Annotated in this window: 14 protein-coding genes; 8 read left to right on the top strand and 6 right to left on the bottom strand. The window is 72.5% G+C overall.

Annotated features, from left to right (window positions below; genetic code table 11):
• Positions 1-84: 84 nt before the first annotated feature.
• Genes EUA93_RS01940 through EUA93_RS01925 form a run of 4 tightly spaced genes read right to left on the bottom strand, consistent with a single transcriptional unit; the run spans position 85 to position 4818 of the window.
• Positions 85-1833, bottom strand: coding sequence for an ABC transporter ATP-binding protein (locus EUA93_RS01940; RefSeq protein WP_129398264.1), 1749 nt, complete (start codon positions 1831-1833; stop codon positions 85-87).
• Positions 1830-3557, bottom strand: a complete 1728-nt coding sequence (locus EUA93_RS01935; protein WP_207208585.1) for an ABC transporter ATP-binding protein — start codon at positions 3555-3557, stop codon at positions 1830-1832. The genes EUA93_RS01940 and EUA93_RS01935 overlap by 4 nt, the downstream gene beginning before the upstream one ends.
• Positions 3558-3607: 50 nt before the next feature.
• The gene (locus tag EUA93_RS01930; RefSeq protein WP_129398262.1) at positions 3608-4279 is read right to left on the bottom strand and encodes an alpha/beta hydrolase; all 672 of its coding nucleotides are present in this window, start codon (positions 4277-4279) and stop codon (positions 3608-3610) included.
• Entirely contained in the window at positions 4276-4818 is a 543-nt protein-coding gene (locus EUA93_RS01925) for a YbaK/EbsC family protein (protein ID WP_420819062.1), read from the bottom strand. The genes EUA93_RS01930 and EUA93_RS01925 overlap by 4 nt, the downstream gene beginning before the upstream one ends.
• A 77-nt stretch (positions 4819-4895) precedes the next feature.
• Here EUA93_RS01925 and EUA93_RS01920 point away from each other — a divergent pair, with 77 nt between their 5' ends.
• Positions 4896-5936 (top strand): glycerophosphodiester phosphodiesterase family protein, encoded by a 1041-nt coding sequence (locus EUA93_RS01920; protein ID WP_129398258.1) that lies wholly within the window; start codon positions 4896-4898, stop codon positions 5934-5936.
• On the top strand, positions 5933-7615 hold the full coding sequence (locus EUA93_RS01915) for an aminotransferase class V-fold PLP-dependent enzyme (RefSeq protein ID WP_242497203.1): 1683 nt from the start codon (positions 5933-5935) through the stop codon (positions 7613-7615). Before EUA93_RS01920 ends, EUA93_RS01915 begins: the two co-directional genes overlap by 4 nt.
• On the opposite strand, the gene EUA93_RS01910 is transcribed toward EUA93_RS01915, so the two are convergent.
• Both EUA93_RS01910 and EUA93_RS01905 read right to left on the bottom strand, forming a co-directional pair.
• Positions 7604-7915 (bottom strand): hypothetical protein, encoded by a 312-nt coding sequence (locus tag EUA93_RS01910; protein WP_129398257.1) that lies wholly within the window; start codon positions 7913-7915, stop codon positions 7604-7606. The two genes, EUA93_RS01915 and EUA93_RS01910, sit on opposite strands and share 12 nt — an antisense overlap.
• 11 nt (positions 7916-7926) lie before the next feature.
• Positions 7927-9237: a PspC domain-containing protein gene (locus EUA93_RS01905; RefSeq protein ID WP_165355028.1), complete on the bottom strand. Its 1311-nt coding sequence runs from the start codon at positions 9235-9237 to the stop codon at positions 7927-7929.
• A gap of 143 nt (positions 9238-9380) precedes the next feature.
• On the opposite strand from EUA93_RS01905, the gene EUA93_RS01900 reads away from it, so the two are divergent.
• The 6 genes from EUA93_RS01900 to pcrA all read left to right on the top strand — a co-directional run bounded on the left by EUA93_RS01900 (position 9381) and on the right by pcrA (position 16093).
• Complete coding sequence (locus tag EUA93_RS01900) at positions 9381-10688, top strand: ATP-binding protein (protein ID WP_129398253.1); 1308 nt, start codon at positions 9381-9383, stop codon at positions 10686-10688.
• Complete coding sequence (locus EUA93_RS01895; RefSeq protein WP_129398251.1) at positions 10685-11350, top strand: LuxR C-terminal-related transcriptional regulator; 666 nt, start codon at positions 10685-10687, stop codon at positions 11348-11350. Before EUA93_RS01900 ends, EUA93_RS01895 begins: the two co-directional genes overlap by 4 nt.
• 56 nt (positions 11351-11406) lie before the next feature.
• On the top strand, positions 11407-12828 hold the full coding sequence (locus EUA93_RS01890; protein WP_129398249.1) for an APC family permease: 1422 nt from the start codon (positions 11407-11409) through the stop codon (positions 12826-12828).
• Positions 12828-13277, top strand: a complete 450-nt coding sequence (locus tag EUA93_RS01885; protein ID WP_129398248.1) for a universal stress protein — start codon at positions 12828-12830, stop codon at positions 13275-13277. Before EUA93_RS01890 ends, EUA93_RS01885 begins: the two co-directional genes overlap by 1 nt.
• 21 nt (positions 13278-13298) lie before the next feature.
• Complete coding sequence (locus tag EUA93_RS01880) at positions 13299-13655, top strand: hypothetical protein (protein ID WP_129398246.1); 357 nt, start codon at positions 13299-13301, stop codon at positions 13653-13655.
• Between the two features lie 71 nt (positions 13656-13726).
• Positions 13727-16093: a DNA helicase PcrA gene (gene pcrA / locus EUA93_RS01875; protein ID WP_129398244.1), complete on the top strand. Its 2367-nt coding sequence runs from the start codon at positions 13727-13729 to the stop codon at positions 16091-16093.
• Positions 16094-16138 lie beyond the last annotated feature (45 nt).

The following is a 16138-nucleotide window of genomic DNA, read 5'->3' as shown; positions in this document are numbered from 1 at the left end:
CTGTGACAGTTTTACTGTCACGATGGCAAGGGGGACGGATCTGACACGTGTACGCCGTCAGCGGCGCAGGCCGCCCGTCGTGGCTCAGGCCTGGGTGGAGCCGTGCCAGGACTCCCAGAGCGCGGCGTAGGAGCCGCCGGCCGCGACCAGCTCGTCGTGGGAGCCGAACTCGGAGATCACGCCGTCCTCGACCACGGCGACGCGGTCGGCGTCGTGGGCGGAGAAGAGGCGGTGCGCGATGGCGATGACGGTACGTCCCTCGAGCACGGCCGCGAGCGACCGCTCGAGGTGGCGTGCGGCGCGGGGGTCGATGAGGGAGGTCGCCTCGTCGAGGACGAGCGTGTGCGGGTCGGCGAGCACCAGGCGGGCGAGCGCGACCTGCTGGGCCTGGGCGGGGGTGAGGGCGCGGCCGCCCGAGCCGACAACGGTGTCGAGCCCGTCGGGCAGCGCGTCCACCCACTCCAGCGCGTCCACCGCCTCGAGCGCGGCGCGGATGTCGACGAGCGAGGATCCGGGGCGGGCCAGCACGACGTTCTCCCAGAGGGTGCCGACGAAGACGTGGTGCTCCTGGGTCACCAGCGCCACGTGTCCGCGCAGGTCGTCGAGGGGCAGCTCGACGAGCCCGACGTCGCCGACGGTGACCCGGCCGGTCCGCGGCGGGTGGATGCCGGCGAGCAGCCGGCCGAGCGTCGACTTGCCCGCACCGGACGGGCCGACCATCGCGATCCGCTCGCCGACGCCCACGTCGAGGTCGACGCCGTGCAGCACGTCGCGGCCCTCGATGTACGAGAAGCGCACGTCCTCGGCGTCGAGCTTCTCGTCGACCGGCACCGCGCCGCTGACCTCGCGGTCGTCGGGGACCTGGCCGACGCCGAGCAGCCGGGCGAGCGAGGCCGCGCCGACCTGCAGCTCGTCGAGGATCGACACCAGCCGGTCGACGGGGTCGATGAGCATCTGGACGTAGAGCGTCGCCGCCGTCACCTCGGCCAGCGACACCTCGCCGCGGGTGTAGAGCCAGCCGCCGAAGAGCAGCGTCCCGACCACGGGCAGCAGGTAGGCGATCTCCATCGACGGGAAGAACACGGTGCGCAGCCGAAGCGTGTAGCGCTCGGCGTCGTAGGACTCCGCACAGTCCGCGTCGGCCGCCGCGACGCGCTCCCGGCCCAGGCCCAGCGCCTCGACCGTCCGGGCGCCCTCGACCGTCTCGGCGAGGGTCGTGGTGATCTGGCTGTACGACGCCGACTCCCGCTCGTAGCCCGGACGCGCCCGGCGGAGGTACCACCGCAGCCCGGTGACGAGCGGCGGCAGGGCGAGCAGGCAGGGGAGGAGCACCCACCAGCCCACCGAGATCGCGGCCGCGAAGGTCAGCACCGCGGTCACGACGGCGATGGTCCACTCGGGCAGCGCCCACCGCACCGACCAGCCGAGCTGGTCGACGTCGCGGCTGGTGCGGGTCAGCAGGTCGCCCGAGCCGGCCGACTCGACCGTGCCGACGGGCAGGGCGAGCGCGTTGTCGACGAAGTCCTCGCGCAGCTCGGCCAGGACCTGCTCGCCGAGCACCTGCGAGAGATAGCGGGCATAACGGGTGAGCACGGTCTGCAGCACGAGGAAGCCGCCGAGCAGCAGCGCGATCCGGTCGACGTGGCCGACCGTCGTGCCGTCCTCGACGGCCTGCACCAGCCCGCCGAGGAGCCGGGGCGCGGCCAGGCCGGCCGTCGCGGCGAGCACGTGGAGGCCGAGCGCGGACCACAGCATCCGGGGGTGGCGACGAGCGAGGTCGCGGGCGTAGCGGCGTACGTCGGCGGGGCCGGCGACCGGCAACCGGGTGCTCACGAGGCGGCCTCCCCGATGTCGGTCGTGACGTCGCGCGTCACGATCGCGCGGTAGGCGGGGTTCGTGTCGAGCAGGTCCGGGTGGGTCCCGGTCGCGACGACACGACCGCCCACGAGCAGGGCGACCTCGTCGACCTGGTCGAGCAGGAGCGGGCTGACGGTGGTCACGACGGTGGTCCGGCCGGCACGGTGCGACCGGAGCCGTGAGGCGATCCGCGCCTCGGTGTGGGCGTCGACCGCCGACGTCGGCTCGACGAGCACCAGCACCTCCGGGTCGCTGGTCAGCGCCCGCGCGAGCACCAGCCGCTGCCGCTGCCCGCCGGAGAACGACCGACCGCGCTCGGCGACCACGGTGTCGAGGCCGTCGGTCAGGCCGTCGAGGACGTCCTCGGCCGACGCGGTGTGCATGGCCGCGTCGACCCCGCCCGTCCCGTGGACGTCGATCCCCGCACCGAGCCGCCCGCTGAAGAGCGCGCTGCTGGTGTCGGACACGACGATCCGGCGGCGTACCTCCTCGTGCGGCAGCGCCGTGAGGGGTACGCCGCCCAGCGTCACCTCGTCGTCGACCGGGGCGGCGCAGAGGCCGAGGCGGTCGGCGAGCGCGGCGGAGTCGTCCGGCTGGTCGCTCACCAGGGCGAGCATCGTGCCCGGCCGGACCACCAGGCCCGAGCGGGCATCGGCCAGCACGCTGCCCGGCGCGGGGGAGGGCTGCGGGTGGGCGGGGTCGGTGACGTCGGGCTCGACGGCCAGGACGTTGCAGACCCGTCTGGCGGCGACGTGGGCGCGGATGAACCGGTTGGCGAACTCGGTGGCGGTGCGCAGCGGCAGCATCAGGAAGGCGGCGTAGCCGTAGAAGGCGACCAGCTCGCCCGCGGTGATCTGGCCGGAGACGGCCGTGCGGGCGCCGAGCCACACCACGACGACGACGAAGACGCCCGGCAGCAGCACCTGGAGCGCGTCGAGCACCGACTGCACCCGGGCGACCTGGACACCGGCGTTGCGGGCGCCCTGCGACTCGCGGCGGTACCGGTCCAGGAAGACCTGCTCGCCGCCGATCCCGCGCAGCACGCGCAGCCCGCCGACGATGTCGCTGGCGGTGTTGGCGAGGGCGCCGGTCAGGTGGCGCTGGTGCGCGCTGCGGGCCTGGAGCGGCTTGAGCAGCGGCCCGACGGCGACCATCAGGAGCGGCACCCCGATCAGCACGACGAGCCCCAGCGTGACCGACGTGCGCAGGAGCAGGAAGCCGACCAGGAAGAACGACACGACCGAGCCGACGAAGCGGGCGCTGGTGTCCATCAGGGCGCCGAGGTGGGACAGGTCGCTCGTGCCGATCGCGACGACCTCCCCGGTCGACACCCGGCGCGGGAGCGTGCCGCCGAGGCGCACGGTCTGGCGGGTGATCAGCTGGACCGTGCGGTAGGCCGCGGTGAGCCAGTTGGTGACCGCGAACCGGTGCCGCATGATCCCGCTGACCGCCTGGACGAGGCCGATGGCGAGCATCACGCCGGTCCAGTAGACGAGCTGGGAGGTGTCCTTCGCGGCGACGCCGAGGTCGATCGCGCGGCCGAGGACGGCAGGCATCACCGCCTGCGAGGCGCCCCACAGGATCCCGAAGAACATGCCGCCGAGCAGCGTCTGCCACTGGTGCCGGGCCAGCCACCAGAGGAAGTGGTTCGGTGTGCGATGGTCCGCCACTCCGGGATCGGGGACGGGGAGGGTGCGCACCGCACGATGTTAGGTACGGGGCACCGGGCGCGACGAATCCTTTTCCGGGGTCAGGCCTCCGCCCAGGACGCCCCGTCCAGCACCTCGCGCACGGCCCGCGAGCGGGCCGGCACGTCGAGCAGGGTGGCCGTGACGAACTCGGCGGCGAGGCGCTCGAACGTCCGGCCGTGGCGCAGCATGGCGTGCTTGCCGCCCGGGACCGCGATGTAGCCGACCCGACCCGACTCCGACAGCCGGCGGGCCAGCTGGAGCGCGCGGTCCGGGCGCGCGATGCGGTCCTCGGTGCCGTGCACGAACAGCACGCGGGTGTCGCCGAGCCGCACGCGGTCGGTGGTCTGGACCCACGGGTTGAGGGCCACGACGCTGTGCACGCCGGGCTCGACCCCGCCCAGCAGGGCGGCCCGACCACCGAGGGAGTGGCCGACGAGCGCGACCGGGAGACTGCCGTGCTGCTCCGCGACCTGTCCCAGCGCCCAGGCCACGTCCATCACCGGGGTGGTGCGCGCGTCCCACCCGCGGTGGGTGTTCAGCAGGCGGTGGACCGCCAGCCGCTTGCCGCCCGCACGGGCGATGCGCCGCGCGACGGGCACCATCCGCAGCACCGACAGCTGGGTGGGGCTGACCATGGCCCGCTCACCGCGGCTGGCGCCGCCGTGCAGCACGATCACGACCCCCTCGGGCTCGCGCGGGACGTGGACCGGGACCAACCGGGGCGTGGTCACCGTCCGAGGTCCGCAACGACCTCGGCGCCCGGCAGGTCGGCCAGGATCCGTCCGGGGACGAGCAGCTTGGAGCGTCGTACGCCGCTGCCGAGCACGACCACCGGCTCCTCGAGCAGCGCCTCGTGGACCAAGACGCGCCAGCCCTCGGGCAGGCCGACCGGGGTGATCCCGCCGTGCTCCATCCCGGTCTCGGCGACCGCGCGCTCCATCGGCAGGAAGGAGCACTTGCGCACGTCGAGCATCTTGCGCACCAGGGTGTTGACGTCGGCGCGGGTGTCGGCGCGGACCACGCAGGCGGCGATCCGCTCCTCGCCCGCCCGGGCGCCGGAGACGACCACGCAGTTGCCGCTCGCCGTCAACGGGATGTCGAAGGCCTCGCTCATCGCGGCGGTGTCGGCGAGGTCGGGGTCGATCTCGACGACGGCGACCTCGGAGGCGCCCGCCCACCCGGCGAGGGCGGCCGCGACGGGAGGCGCGAGGAGCGTCGGGTGGTCGGCCGCGGGGAGCGAGGCCAGGGTCGGGAAGGAGGGGAGCGTCACGCGGTCATCATGCGTCATTCACCATGAGGCCACCCGCCGGTCCCCGGTCCGACGGCGAGGGCGCGCACGCTCGTGGCATGACGCTGACCCGCGAGGCTGCTCCGGGTGGGGACACGAGGACCTCGTCGTTGGTCCTCACCCCCGCCGTGGTCGCGCACCGCGGCGCCAGCGGTCACCGTCCCGAGCACACGCTCGACGCCTACCGGACCGCGATCCGGATGGGCGTCGACGACATCGAGCTCGACCTCGTCTCCACCCGGGACGGGGTGCTGGTCGCCCGCCACGACCTCGAGCTCAGCACCACGACCGACGTCGCCGGTCGTCCGGAGCTCGCCCACCTGCGCCGCACGATCACGGTCGACGGCGTCGCGGAGCGGGGCTGGTTCGTGCAGGACCTCACGCTGGCCGAGCTCAAGACCCTCGCCGCCCGCGAGCGGATGCCGCGCACCCGTCCGGCCAACACGGCGTACGACGGTGCCGAGGGCGTGCCCAGCCTGACCGAGGTGCTGGCGATGGTCGGCGCCGAGTCGGCCCGGCGTGGTCGTGCCGTCGGGGTGCTGCTCGAGCTCAAGCACGCCGCGCACCACGACCGGATCGGGCTCCCGCTCGACGAGCCGCTGCTGCGCGACCTGGCCCGCCACGGCCTCGACCACCCGTGGGCGCGGGTGAGCCTCATGTCGTTCGAGGCCGCGATCCTGCGCCGCCTGGCCGGTCGGACCCGGCTGCCGATCGTCCAGCTCCTCGAGGACCGCGACCCGGTGACGCCGGAGGCGCTCGACGCGATCGACGAGTACGCCGACGGCATCGGCCCCGACAAGGCGATGGTGCTGCCGCGCGACCGGACCGGCGCGATCGGGCGGCCCTCGAGCCTGGTCCGCGACGCCCACGGACGCGGCCTGACCGTCCACGCGTGGACCGTGCGCGGCGAGAACCGCTTCCTGCCCAGCAACCTCCGCCACGGCGGGGCCCCCGATGCGCTCGGGGACATGTCCGCCGAGGTGCGTGCGCTGCTCGACGCCGGCGTCGACGGCGTCATCACCGACCACCCGGAGGCAGCCCTCGCGGCGGTGCGGGAGGTGCAAGGCCCAGCCTTGCACCGGCGTACGCTCGCCCCGTGACTGAGGCAGTGGCAGAGGGACTGGTCGACCGGATCCGCGCGTCCGTCATCGGCGACGACCAGGTGATGCAGGGGCCCTACGGCCCGCGGCGGGTGACGTACGCCGACTACACCGCCTCGGGTCGCAGCCTGACCTTCATCGAGGACTTCATCCGCGAGCAGGTGCTGCCGGCCTACGCCAACACGCACACCGAGGCGAGCGGCACCGGCCTGCAGACCACGCGGCTGCGCGAGGACGCGCGGCGGATCATCCGCGACGCGGTGGGCGGCGACGACGAGACCGTGGTGGTCTTCTGCGGCTCCGGCAGCACGGCCGCCATCGACAAGCTCATCGGCATCCTGGGCCTGCGGATCCCGGCCGGCCTCGACGACACCTACCACCTGAGCGCGGTGATCCCGGCCGACCAACGGCCGGTCGTGTTCATCGGCCCGTTCGAGCACCACTCCAACGAGGTCAGCTGGCGCGAGACGATCGCCGACGTCGTGACCATCCACGAGGACGCCGACGGCCTGGTCTCGCTCGACCACCTGCGCGAGGAACTCGAGCGCCATGCCGACCGGCCGCTCCTGATCGGCTCCTTCTCCGCCGCCTCCAACGTGACCGGCATCGTCACCGACACCGAGGGCGTCGCCGACCTGCTCCACGAGCACGGTGCGCTGAGCTTCTGGGACTTCGCCGCGTGCGCGCCCTACGTCGACATCGAGATGTACGGCCCCGGCCGTTCGCGCAAGGACGCGATCTTCATCAGCCCCCACAAGTTCATCGGCGGCCCCGGCACGCCCGGCGTGCTCGTCGTCCGCAAGGAGCTGATGGCCAACCGGGTGCCGGTGGTGCCCGGCGGCGGGACGGTCATGTACGTCAACCCGACCGAGCACCGCTACCTCGACGACAGGGCCCACCGCGAGGAGGGCGGCACGCCCGCGATCGTCGAGTCGATCCGCGCCGGGCTGGTCTTCCAGCTCAAGCAGGCCGTCGGCGTGGAGACGATCCAGGCCCACGAGGAGCAGATGCTGCGCCGGGCCGTGTCGGCGTGGCAGGAGGAGCCGACGCTCCAGATCCTCGGCAACCTCGAGGCCCAGCGGCTCTCGATCGTCTCGTTCGTGATCAAGGCGCCCGACGGGTCCTACCTCCACCACAACTTCGTGGTCGCGCTGCTCAACGACCTCTTCGGCATCCAGACCCGCGGCGGCTGCTCCTGCGCCGGCCCCTACGGGCACCGGCTGCTCGACATCGACCTCGCCACCAGCCACCAGTTCGAGCAGCAGATCGCCGGCGGGTGCGAGGGCATCAAGCCGGGCTGGGTGCGGGTGAACTTCAACTACTTCGTCGACGAGGACGTCTTCAGCTACGTCGTGGGGGCCGTCCGCCTCGTCGCCCGCGACGGCTGGCGGCTGCTCGGCGACTACCGCTTCGAGCCGGACACCGGCCTCTGGCGGCACCGCGACGGTGCGGTCGAGCCGCCGCTGCGCCTCGCCGACGTGTCCTACGCCGCCGACGGCACGATGACCTGGCCCAGCCACACCCAGACGGCCCCCGCCTCGGTGCTCCGGGAGCACCTCGACGAGGGCCGCGAGATCATGGCCGCCGCCACGCCTCCGGACTGGTCGGACACCGGCCACCTGGGCGCCGACTTCGACGACCTCAGGTGGTTCGCGCTGCCCGCTGCGTCACTTGCGTGAGGGCAGCACGGTCGCTGCGAGACCGGCGGCGCCGGCCGCGAGCCACGGGATCGGGAGCAGCCACCGCAGCTCGCCGGTCTCGACGACGTCGCCCTGGACGAGCGCCCACACCAGCACCATGCCGGCGAAGGCGACGCCCATCACGAGCTGGCCGATGTTGACCGGGTGGAAGCCGCTCGACGTCTCGGGGGCCTCGAGGGGGCCGACCATCGGCTCGTCGTAGCCGTACACGTCGGTGTCGTACGTGGTGTCGTGGCTGGTGTCGTGGGTGGTGTCGTGGTCGAAGCTGTTGTCAGTCATGGCGCTGCTCCTCAGGCCGCTTCGCGGACGATGATCTCGCCGCCGACCAGGTCGATGGTGATGGACATGTCGGGGACGCCGTCGCCGCCGTCGAGGAACCCGTCCTGGGTGACGTCGAACCCGTCGCTGCGCTGGTCGAAGACCCGGCTGTCGCCGCCGACCACGGAGGTCTTCACGTCGACGTCCATCCCGTCGGGGACGACGACCTCGACCTGTCCGCCGACGCCGTCGATCGCGATGTCGCGACCGTCCAGCCCGTCGACGTCGCTGATCCCGGAGAGGTCGAGGGTGAACTTCCCGGCGCCGAAGTCGTAGCTGTCGCGCACGTCGCCGGCGGACGTGGGCGAGTAGCTCCGGTCGCCCGCGTCGAAGTTGTCGCTGGCGGTCGCCCCGGCCGTGGCGACCGCGGCCACCAGGCCGACCGCGATCAGGCCACCGGCGCGGCCCCAGAACGAGCCGACCAGCAGCATCAGCGCGGTGATGCCGAGCGCGAGCGCCGGGTAGGCGCTGTCGGCGACGTCCGTGCCGGCCAGGTCGACGACCCCGAGGACACCCTCGGCCAGGGCGATCAGCGCGATCGTGAAGAGGAAGAGCCTCGGTCCGCGCTTGCGCGGGTTGCGGGGACGCTCGCGGACGTACGACGTCGGCGGCACCCAGGCGTAGGGCTGCGAGTACGCCGGCTCCGGCGGGACGTCGTACGACCCGGCGGGCGCGTCGGTCACGCTCTCGGCGGTCCCGGTGTCCGGCGCCGCCGTCTGGGTCGCGGCCGTCTGGGTCGCGGCCGTCTGGGTCGCGGTCTGCGGGGTGTAGCCAGGCTGTGCGTAGCCCGGCTGTGCGTAGCTCGGGTCGTACCCGTAGCCGGACTTCGGAGCCTGGGGTGACGTCGAGCCCTTCTGCTTGTGGTTGAGGAACCACACGACGACCGCGGCGACGATCGCCAGCGGCCACGGGAACCAGAAGGCGCCGGCCCAGTCGCCCACCGCGCAGAGCACGGCGAGGACGCCGACCCCGGCGAGGGCGAGGGAGCGGTTGCGGCGGTCGAGGCCGAGCGGCTCGTCGTTCGTGCCCTCCTCGGGCACCAGGACCCAGGCGCCGACGTAGGCCAGCAGGCCCGCGCCGCCGAAGAAGACCGCGACGACCAGGGCGACGCGCACGATGATGGGGTCGATGTCGAGGTGGCGGGCCAGTCCGCCGGCGACGCCGGCGATGTGCCTGTCGGTGACGCTGCGGCGCAGGCGGCCCAGGTCCTTCATCTCGTCCCGGGTGACCCGGGGGCCCTGCGCCTGTTCCTGCGGCGGTGCGGGCTGCTGCTCGGTGTCCATGCTCCCACTCTCGGCGCTGCAGGCGGTTCCCACCATCGGGGACAGCCCTGATTCACCCGCCCCCGTCCCGGGTCGGACTCAGGGTCGGCTCGGGGTCAGTCCTCATGGTCGCGCACGCGCGTGCCTGCGACGATGGAGCCACGATGTCGTACGCCAACCCCCCTCACCCCACCTCCCCGCGGTCGCGCCCCGTCGGACCGCGGCGGGCCTACCGCGACACCTCGTCGTCGGTCGTCGGCGGCGTGGCGTCCGGGCTGGCCGCCCACCTGGCGGTGCCGGTCCTGTGGGTGCGCGTCTTCTTCGTCGCGACCGCACTGCTGCAGGGCTTCGGACTGATGGTCTACGCCGGCCTGTGGGTCTTCCTGCCCGCCGGCCAGGGCTTCGACGTCAGCTCGCCCGGCCTCGAGAGCGCGACCCGCACCGGGAAGCGTCCGGGCAGGCGGTCGCGGCTGCGGGACGCCGGTCCCGCGATCGCACTGGGGGCGCTGCTCTTCGGCGTGGTCCTCGGCTTCGAGGGGATCTTCGGCCAGGGCGCGCTGTTCTGGCCGGTCGTCCTCGGCGTCGCCGGGGTCGCGCTGCTGTGGCGCCAGGCCGACGAGGCGCAGCGTGAGCGCTGGATCGACTCCTCCGGCCGGATCGACCCGTTCCGTGCGGTGTTCGGCAACGGCGGCTGGGCCGCGTACGCCCGCATCGCCGCCGGCCTCGGCCTGATCGTCACCGCCCTGATCGTCTTCGCGGTGGTCGCCGGGCAGGTGACCTTCGCGCTCCCGGTGCTGGTCGCCGGGCTGCTCGGGCTCGCCGGGCTCGCGATCGTGGTCGGGCCGTGGGTGATGCGCCTGGTCGACGACCTCGGCGCCGAGCGGGCCGAGCGCGTGCGCACCCAGGAGCGCGCCGACATGGCCGCACACCTCCACGACTCGGTGCTCCAGACCCTCGCCCTGATCCAGAAGAACTCCCACGACTCGACGATGGTCGCCCGGCTCGCCCGCTCGCAGGAGCGCGACCTGCGGCAGTGGCTCTTCGAGGCCGACACCACCGACGCGGCGACGCTGGCGGGCGCCCTCAAGGAGATGGCCGCCGACCTCGAGACCGACCACGACGTCGTGGTCGACGTCGTCACCGTCGGCGACTGCCCGCTCACCGAGGAGCTGCGACCGGTCGTCCACGCCGCGCGCGAGGCGGTCGTCAACGTCGCCAAGCACGCCGGCACCAGGCGCGCCGACGTCTTCGCCGAGATCTCCGACGCCGCCGTGGACGTCTTCGTCCGCGACCGGGGCAGCGGCTTCGACGTCGACGCCGTCGCGGCCGACCGGCAGGGCGTGCGCAACAGCATCGTCGACCGGATGGCGCGCCACGGCGGTCGCGCCGACGTACGCTCGGCCCCCGACGAGGGCACCGAGGTCCGCCTCCACATGCCCCGCACCGCAGCACCCGACGAGGAGAACCGATGAGCCAGCCCAGCCCGAACGGGGCCGTCCGCGTCGTCCTGGTCGACGACCACGCGATGTTCCGCGCCGGCGTGCGCGCCGAGCTGGCCGCGGCGGGCGCGGGTGTCGTCGAGGTCGTCGGCGAGGCCGCCGACGCCGACGCCGCCATCAAGGTGGTCGCGGACCTCCAGCCCCAGGTCGTGCTGCTCGACGTGCACCTCCCCGGCGGAGGTGGCGTCGAGGTGATGCGGCGCCAGCCGTCGTCCGACACGCTCTACCTCGCGCTGTCGGTCTCCGACGCCGCCGAGGACGTCATCGGCACCATCCGCGGCGGCGCCCGCGGCTACGTCACCAAGACGATCACCGGCCCCGAGCTCGTCGACGCGATCACCCGCGTCGCCGGGGGAGACGCGGTGTTCTCGCCGCGCCTGGCCGGCTTCGTGCTCGACGCCTTCGCCGGCTCGATCGACGTCGCGGCCGTCGACGAGGACCTCGACCGGCTGACCGAGCGCGAGCGCGAGGTGATGCGGCTGATCGCCCGCGGCTACGCCTACAAGGAGGTCGCGAAGGAGCTCTTCATCTCGGTGAAGACGGTGGAGACCCACATGTCCTCGGTGCTGCGCAAGCTCCAGCTCTCGAGCCGCCACGAGCTCACCAAGTGGGCCTCGGACCGACGCCTGCTCTGAGCCCTTCGGGGTGGGGTGCAGTTGACAACGCCCGCCGGGACCGATGGGGTCGGTGGATGTCAGACACCGCCACTGCGCCCCCACTGGACGAGGACGACAGCGAGCTCAAGCGCTCGATCACCGGTCGCCTGCTCTTCTTCTACACCCTGGGCGACGTGCTCGGGTCCGGCATCTACGTCCTCATCGGACTGGTCGCCGCCGCCGTCGGCGGGGCCTTCTGGATCGCCTTCGCGCTCGGCGTCACGGTCGCGGCGATCACCGGGGCGGCGTACGCCGAGCTGGTGACGAAGTACCCGCAGGCGGCCGGGGCCTCGCTCTACGTCAACAAGGCGTTCGGCAGCCGTCCGTTGACCTTCCTGATCACGGTGTCGTTCCTGGCCGCGAGCATGGCGGCCTCGGGCTCGCTGGCCGTCGGCTTCGCCTCCTACTTCGACACGCTGTGGTCCGGTCCGCCGGCGCTGCTGGTCTCGCTCGTCTTCGTGGCGCTGCTCGTCGTGGTCAACTTCATCGGCATCACCGAGTCGGTGGTGATGAACATGCTGATGACCTTCGTCGAGGTGGCCGGGCTGCTGATCGTGCTGGTCATCGGCATCGTCTACGTCTTCCAGGGCAACGCCGACTTCGGCGTGCTGACCCACATCGACACCAGCGGCGACTTCGGCAGCCCGGCACTCGCCGTGCTCGCGGGCATCTCGTTCTCCTTCTTCGCCATGACCGGCTTCGAGAACACCGCGAACGTCGCCGAGGAGACCATCGACCCCTACAAGTCGTTCCCGCGCTCGCTGGTCGGCGGCATGGTCGTGGCCGGACTGGTCTACGTGCTCGTCTCGATGGCCGCCGCGCTGACGGTGCCGACGGAGACCCTGGCCACGTCCGACGCGGCGCTCCTCGAGGTGGTCAAGGCGGGCATCCTGCCCTTCTCCACCGACCTGATGACCACGCTCTTCTCGATCATCGCGCTCGTCGCGATCACCAACACCACGCTGGTCACGATCGTCACCCAGCCGCGCGTCCTCTACGGCATGGCCCGCCAGGACGTGGTGCCAGCGGTCTTCGCCAAGATCCACCCGGTCCGCCGCAGCCCGTGGGTCGGCCTGATCTTCTCCGGGCTCGTCGTCGGCTCGCTGCTCGTCATCGGCACGCTCGTCACCGAGGCCGGCGGCGGCATCGACCTGGTCGGTCGCCTGGCCACCGTCACGGTGGTGCTGCTGCTCGCGATCTACGCGCTGGTCATCGTGGCCTGCCTCCGGCTGCGCGGTCGCGACGAGCACGACCAGGTCTTCCACGCCAGCACGCCGCTGCTGGTCCTCGGCTTCGTCGGCAACGTCGCCATCCTCGGCTTCACGGTCTACGACGACCCGCACTCGCTCATCTGGTGTGCCGGACTGCTGGGGGTCGGCCTCGTGCTCTTCCTGGCCGAGTACTTCTTCGGCAGCAAGGGCACCGGAGCCACCACTCCCGACCTCGAGGAGGTCTGATGCACGTCATCGTCGCGACCGACGGCTCGAAGCAGTCCCTGGCCGCAGCCAAGCAGCTCAAGGCGTTCGCCGACCCGACCAGGATCACCGAGATCTCGGTGGTCGCGGTGATCCGGCCGCTGGCATCGGTCGCCTTCGCCGACGACCTGTCGGAGGGCAGGATCGACGGCTCCTTCCGTGATGCCGCCCAGGGCGCGGTCGACGCGATCGCCGCCGTCTACGACGGGTGGGGACCCAAGGTCAACAAGCGCATCCGCAGCGGGTCGGCGGCCAACGAGATCATCAAGGCCGCCAAGCAGTACGACGCCGGGCTGGTGGTGGTCGCAGCCGGCGGTCGCGGCCTGACCGACGGCGTCCTGGTGGGCAGCACGGCGCAGCGCGTGCAGCACTACGCGCCGTGCCCCGTGCTCGTCGTGCGACCGGCGCCACGGAAGCCGCGCAAGCGCTGACGTCGTCCTAGGGTGTCGGCCATGGAGACCCTGCGCCTGGTGCTGCTGTTCGTCCACATCCTCGGCTTCGCCGCGCTGCTCGGCGGCCTCCTGGTGCAGGTGCGCGAGGAGACCAGGTCCGTCAACCCGTTGATGCGCGACGGGGCGGGTACGGCGTTCCTCGCCGGCCTGCTGCTCGTCGGGGTGCTGGAGGCCGGCGACGGCGACGTGAACCACGCCAAGATCGGCGTGAAGTTCGCCGTCGGCCTCGTGATCCTGGTGCTGGTGATGGTCAACATGCGCAAGCCGAGCATCCCCCGGGGGCTCTACCTGGCCCTGCTCGGGCTCACCCTGCTCAACATCGCGGTGGCGGTCTTCTGGTCGCCGGCGCACGCCTGATCGTCGTACGCCTCCACAGGGCCGTGCCGGGGCGCCCGGTTGTCGGTCGCGCCGCCTAGGCTGGAGCCGACATGAGCCCCACAGATGCACTGATCGACAACCCCCTCCTCGACGGCCTCAACGAGCCCCAGCGCGCCGCCGTGGTCCACTCCGGCGCGCCGCTGCTCGTGGTCGCGGGTGCGGGGTCGGGCAAGACCCGGGTGCTCACGCGGCGGATCGCGTGGCTGATCAACGAGCGCAAGGCGCACCCGGGCTCGATCCTGGCGATCACGTTCACCAACAAGGCCGCCGCCGAGATGAAGGCGCGCGTCCAGGACCTGGTCGGCAACCGGGCCAGGATCATGTGGGTCTCGACCTTCCACTCCTCGTGCGTGCGGATCCTGCGCAAGGAGATCGACCGGGTCGGCTTCAAGTCCAACTTCTCGATCTACGACTCCGCCGACTCCAAGCGGCTGATGACGATCGTGCTGCGCGACCTCGAGCTCGATCCCAAGCGCTACCAGCCCAACGCGGTGCTCAACTGGGTCTCCGACCAGAAGAACGAGCTGCGCGACGCGGAGGACGCCGCCAAGGAGGCGCGGAACTCGTTCGAGGAGGCCTACGCCAAGGCGTTCGCGAGCTACCAGCGCCGGCTGCGCGAGGCCAACGCGCTCGACTTCGACGACCTCATCATGACCACGGTCCACCTGCTGCAGGCGTTCCCCGACGTCCGGGAGAACTACCGGCGCCGGTTCCGCCACGTGCTGGTGGACGAGTACCAGGACACCAACCACGCGCAGTACAGCCTGATCCAGCAGCTCTGCGGCCAGGTCTTCGAGGAGCTCGGGACCGAGGTCGCGGGCGAGCACGTGCCGCCCAGCGAGCTGATGGTCGTCGGTGACGCCGACCAGTCGATCTACGCCTTCCGCGGCGCCGACATCCGCAACATCCTCGACTTCGAGCAGGACTTCCCCGACGCGACGACGATCCTGCTCGAGCAGAACTACCGCTCCACGCAGACCATCCTCAGTGCCGCCAACTCGGTCATCGGCAACAACCGAGGCCGCAAGCCCAAGCGGCTGTGGACCGACGCGGGCGAGGGCGAGCGCATCGTCGGCTACGTCTCCGACGACGAGCACGACGAGGCGCGCTTCGTCAGCGAGGAGATCGACCGGCTCGTCGACGACGCCGGCGTGAAGCCGTCCGACGTCGCGGTGTTCTACCGCACCAACGCCCAGTCGCGCGTCTTCGAGGAGGTGTTCATCCGCACCGGCCAGCCCTACAAGGTCGTCGGCGGGGTCCGCTTCTACGAGCGCCGCGAGGTCCGCGACGCGCTGGCCTACCTCCGGGTGCTGGTCAACACCGCCGACGAGATCTCGCTGCGCCGGGTGCTCAACACCCCCAAGCGCGGCATCGGCGACCGGGCCGAGGCCTGCATCGCCGCACTCGCCGACCGCGACCGGATCACCTTCTGGGAGGCCCTGACCCGCGCCGCCGAGGCGCCCGGCCTGGCGACCCGGAGCCTGAAGAACATCGAGGGCTTCGTCGCGATCATCCAGGAGCTCCAGTCGATGGTCGAGGCCGACGAGCGCCCCGACGTCATCCTGGAGTCCGTGCTCGAGCGCTCCGGCTACCTCGCCGAGCTCGAGGCCAGCGACGACCCGCAGGACGGCACGCGGGTGGAGAACCTCGCCGAGCTCGTCGCCGTCGCGCGCGAGTTCGCCGAGGACCCGCAGCCCGGCCCCAGCGCCGACCCCGCGGAGGTCGAGGCCGGCACGGTCTCGGTCGGGCTCGGCGACTTCCTCGAGCGGGTCGCCCTGGTGGCCGACGCCGACCAGATCCCCGACGCCCCCGACGGCGACGACGCCGGCGTGGTCACGCTGATGACGCTCCACACCGCCAAGGGCCTGGAGTTCCCCGTCGTCTTCCTCACCGGACTCGAGGACGGTGTCTTCCCGCACCAGCGCTCGCTGGGTGACCAGCCCGAGCTCGAGGAGGAGCGCCGGCTGGCCTACGTCGGCCTGACCCGCGCCGAGAAGCGGCTCTACATCTCCCGGGCGATGGTGCGCTCGGCCTGGGGCGCGCCCAGCCACAACCCGGCCAGCCGCTTCCTCGACGAGCTCCCGGTCGACCTCGTCGACTGGCGGCGTACGGCGGCCGAGCAGACCCGCTGGGGCCGCCCCGACCTCTCCGGCTCCACCCGGCTCGGGACCCCCACCGACGCGGGGCGCCGCAACTTCAGCTCCGCCGCCCTCCGTGCCGACGCCGCGGCCAAGGCCAAGCCCGCCCGCGAGATCCCGAGTCTGTCGCCCGGGGACCGGGTCGTGCACGACTCCTTCGGGATGGGCACCGTCGTCGCCGTCGACGGGGTCGCCGACAAGTCGGTGGCCTCCATCGACTTCGGGTCCGAGGGCGTCAAGCGGCTGCTGCTGCGCTACGCCCCGGTCGAGAAGCTCTGACGAACGGCCGCGCGTCGCGGGGGACACGCCGACGCGTCGGTGTCC

Source organism: Nocardioides oleivorans, assembly GCF_004137255.1.
In the GTDB taxonomy this organism is placed as follows: Bacteria; Actinomycetota; Actinomycetes; order Propionibacteriales; family Nocardioidaceae; genus Nocardioides; species Nocardioides oleivorans.
Note: the sequence above shows the minus strand (reverse complement) of the source record. Positions and strands in the feature narration are given on the sequence as shown.

Coding starts and splice junctions, on each gene's coding strand:
- EUA93_RS01910 (WP_129398257.1), bottom strand. CDS start 7,915: ATGACTGACAACAGCTTCGACCACGACACCACCCACGACACCAGCCAC.
- EUA93_RS01920 (WP_129398258.1), top strand. CDS start 4,896: ATGACGCTGACCCGCGAGGCTGCTCCGGGTGGGGACACGAGGACCTCG.
- EUA93_RS01890 (WP_129398249.1), top strand. CDS start 11,407: ATGTCAGACACCGCCACTGCGCCCCCACTGGACGAGGACGACAGCGAG.
- EUA93_RS01885 (WP_129398248.1), top strand. CDS start 12,828: ATGCACGTCATCGTCGCGACCGACGGCTCGAAGCAGTCCCTGGCCGCA.
- pcrA (WP_129398244.1), top strand. CDS start 13,727: ATGAGCCCCACAGATGCACTGATCGACAACCCCCTCCTCGACGGCCTC.
- EUA93_RS01900 (WP_129398253.1), top strand. CDS start 9,381: ATGTCGTACGCCAACCCCCCTCACCCCACCTCCCCGCGGTCGCGCCCC.
- EUA93_RS01905 (WP_165355028.1), bottom strand. CDS start 9,237: ATGGACACCGAGCAGCAGCCCGCACCGCCGCAGGAACAGGCGCAGGGC.
- EUA93_RS01895 (WP_129398251.1), top strand. CDS start 10,685: ATGAGCCAGCCCAGCCCGAACGGGGCCGTCCGCGTCGTCCTGGTCGAC.
- EUA93_RS01880 (WP_129398246.1), top strand. CDS start 13,299: ATGGAGACCCTGCGCCTGGTGCTGCTGTTCGTCCACATCCTCGGCTTC.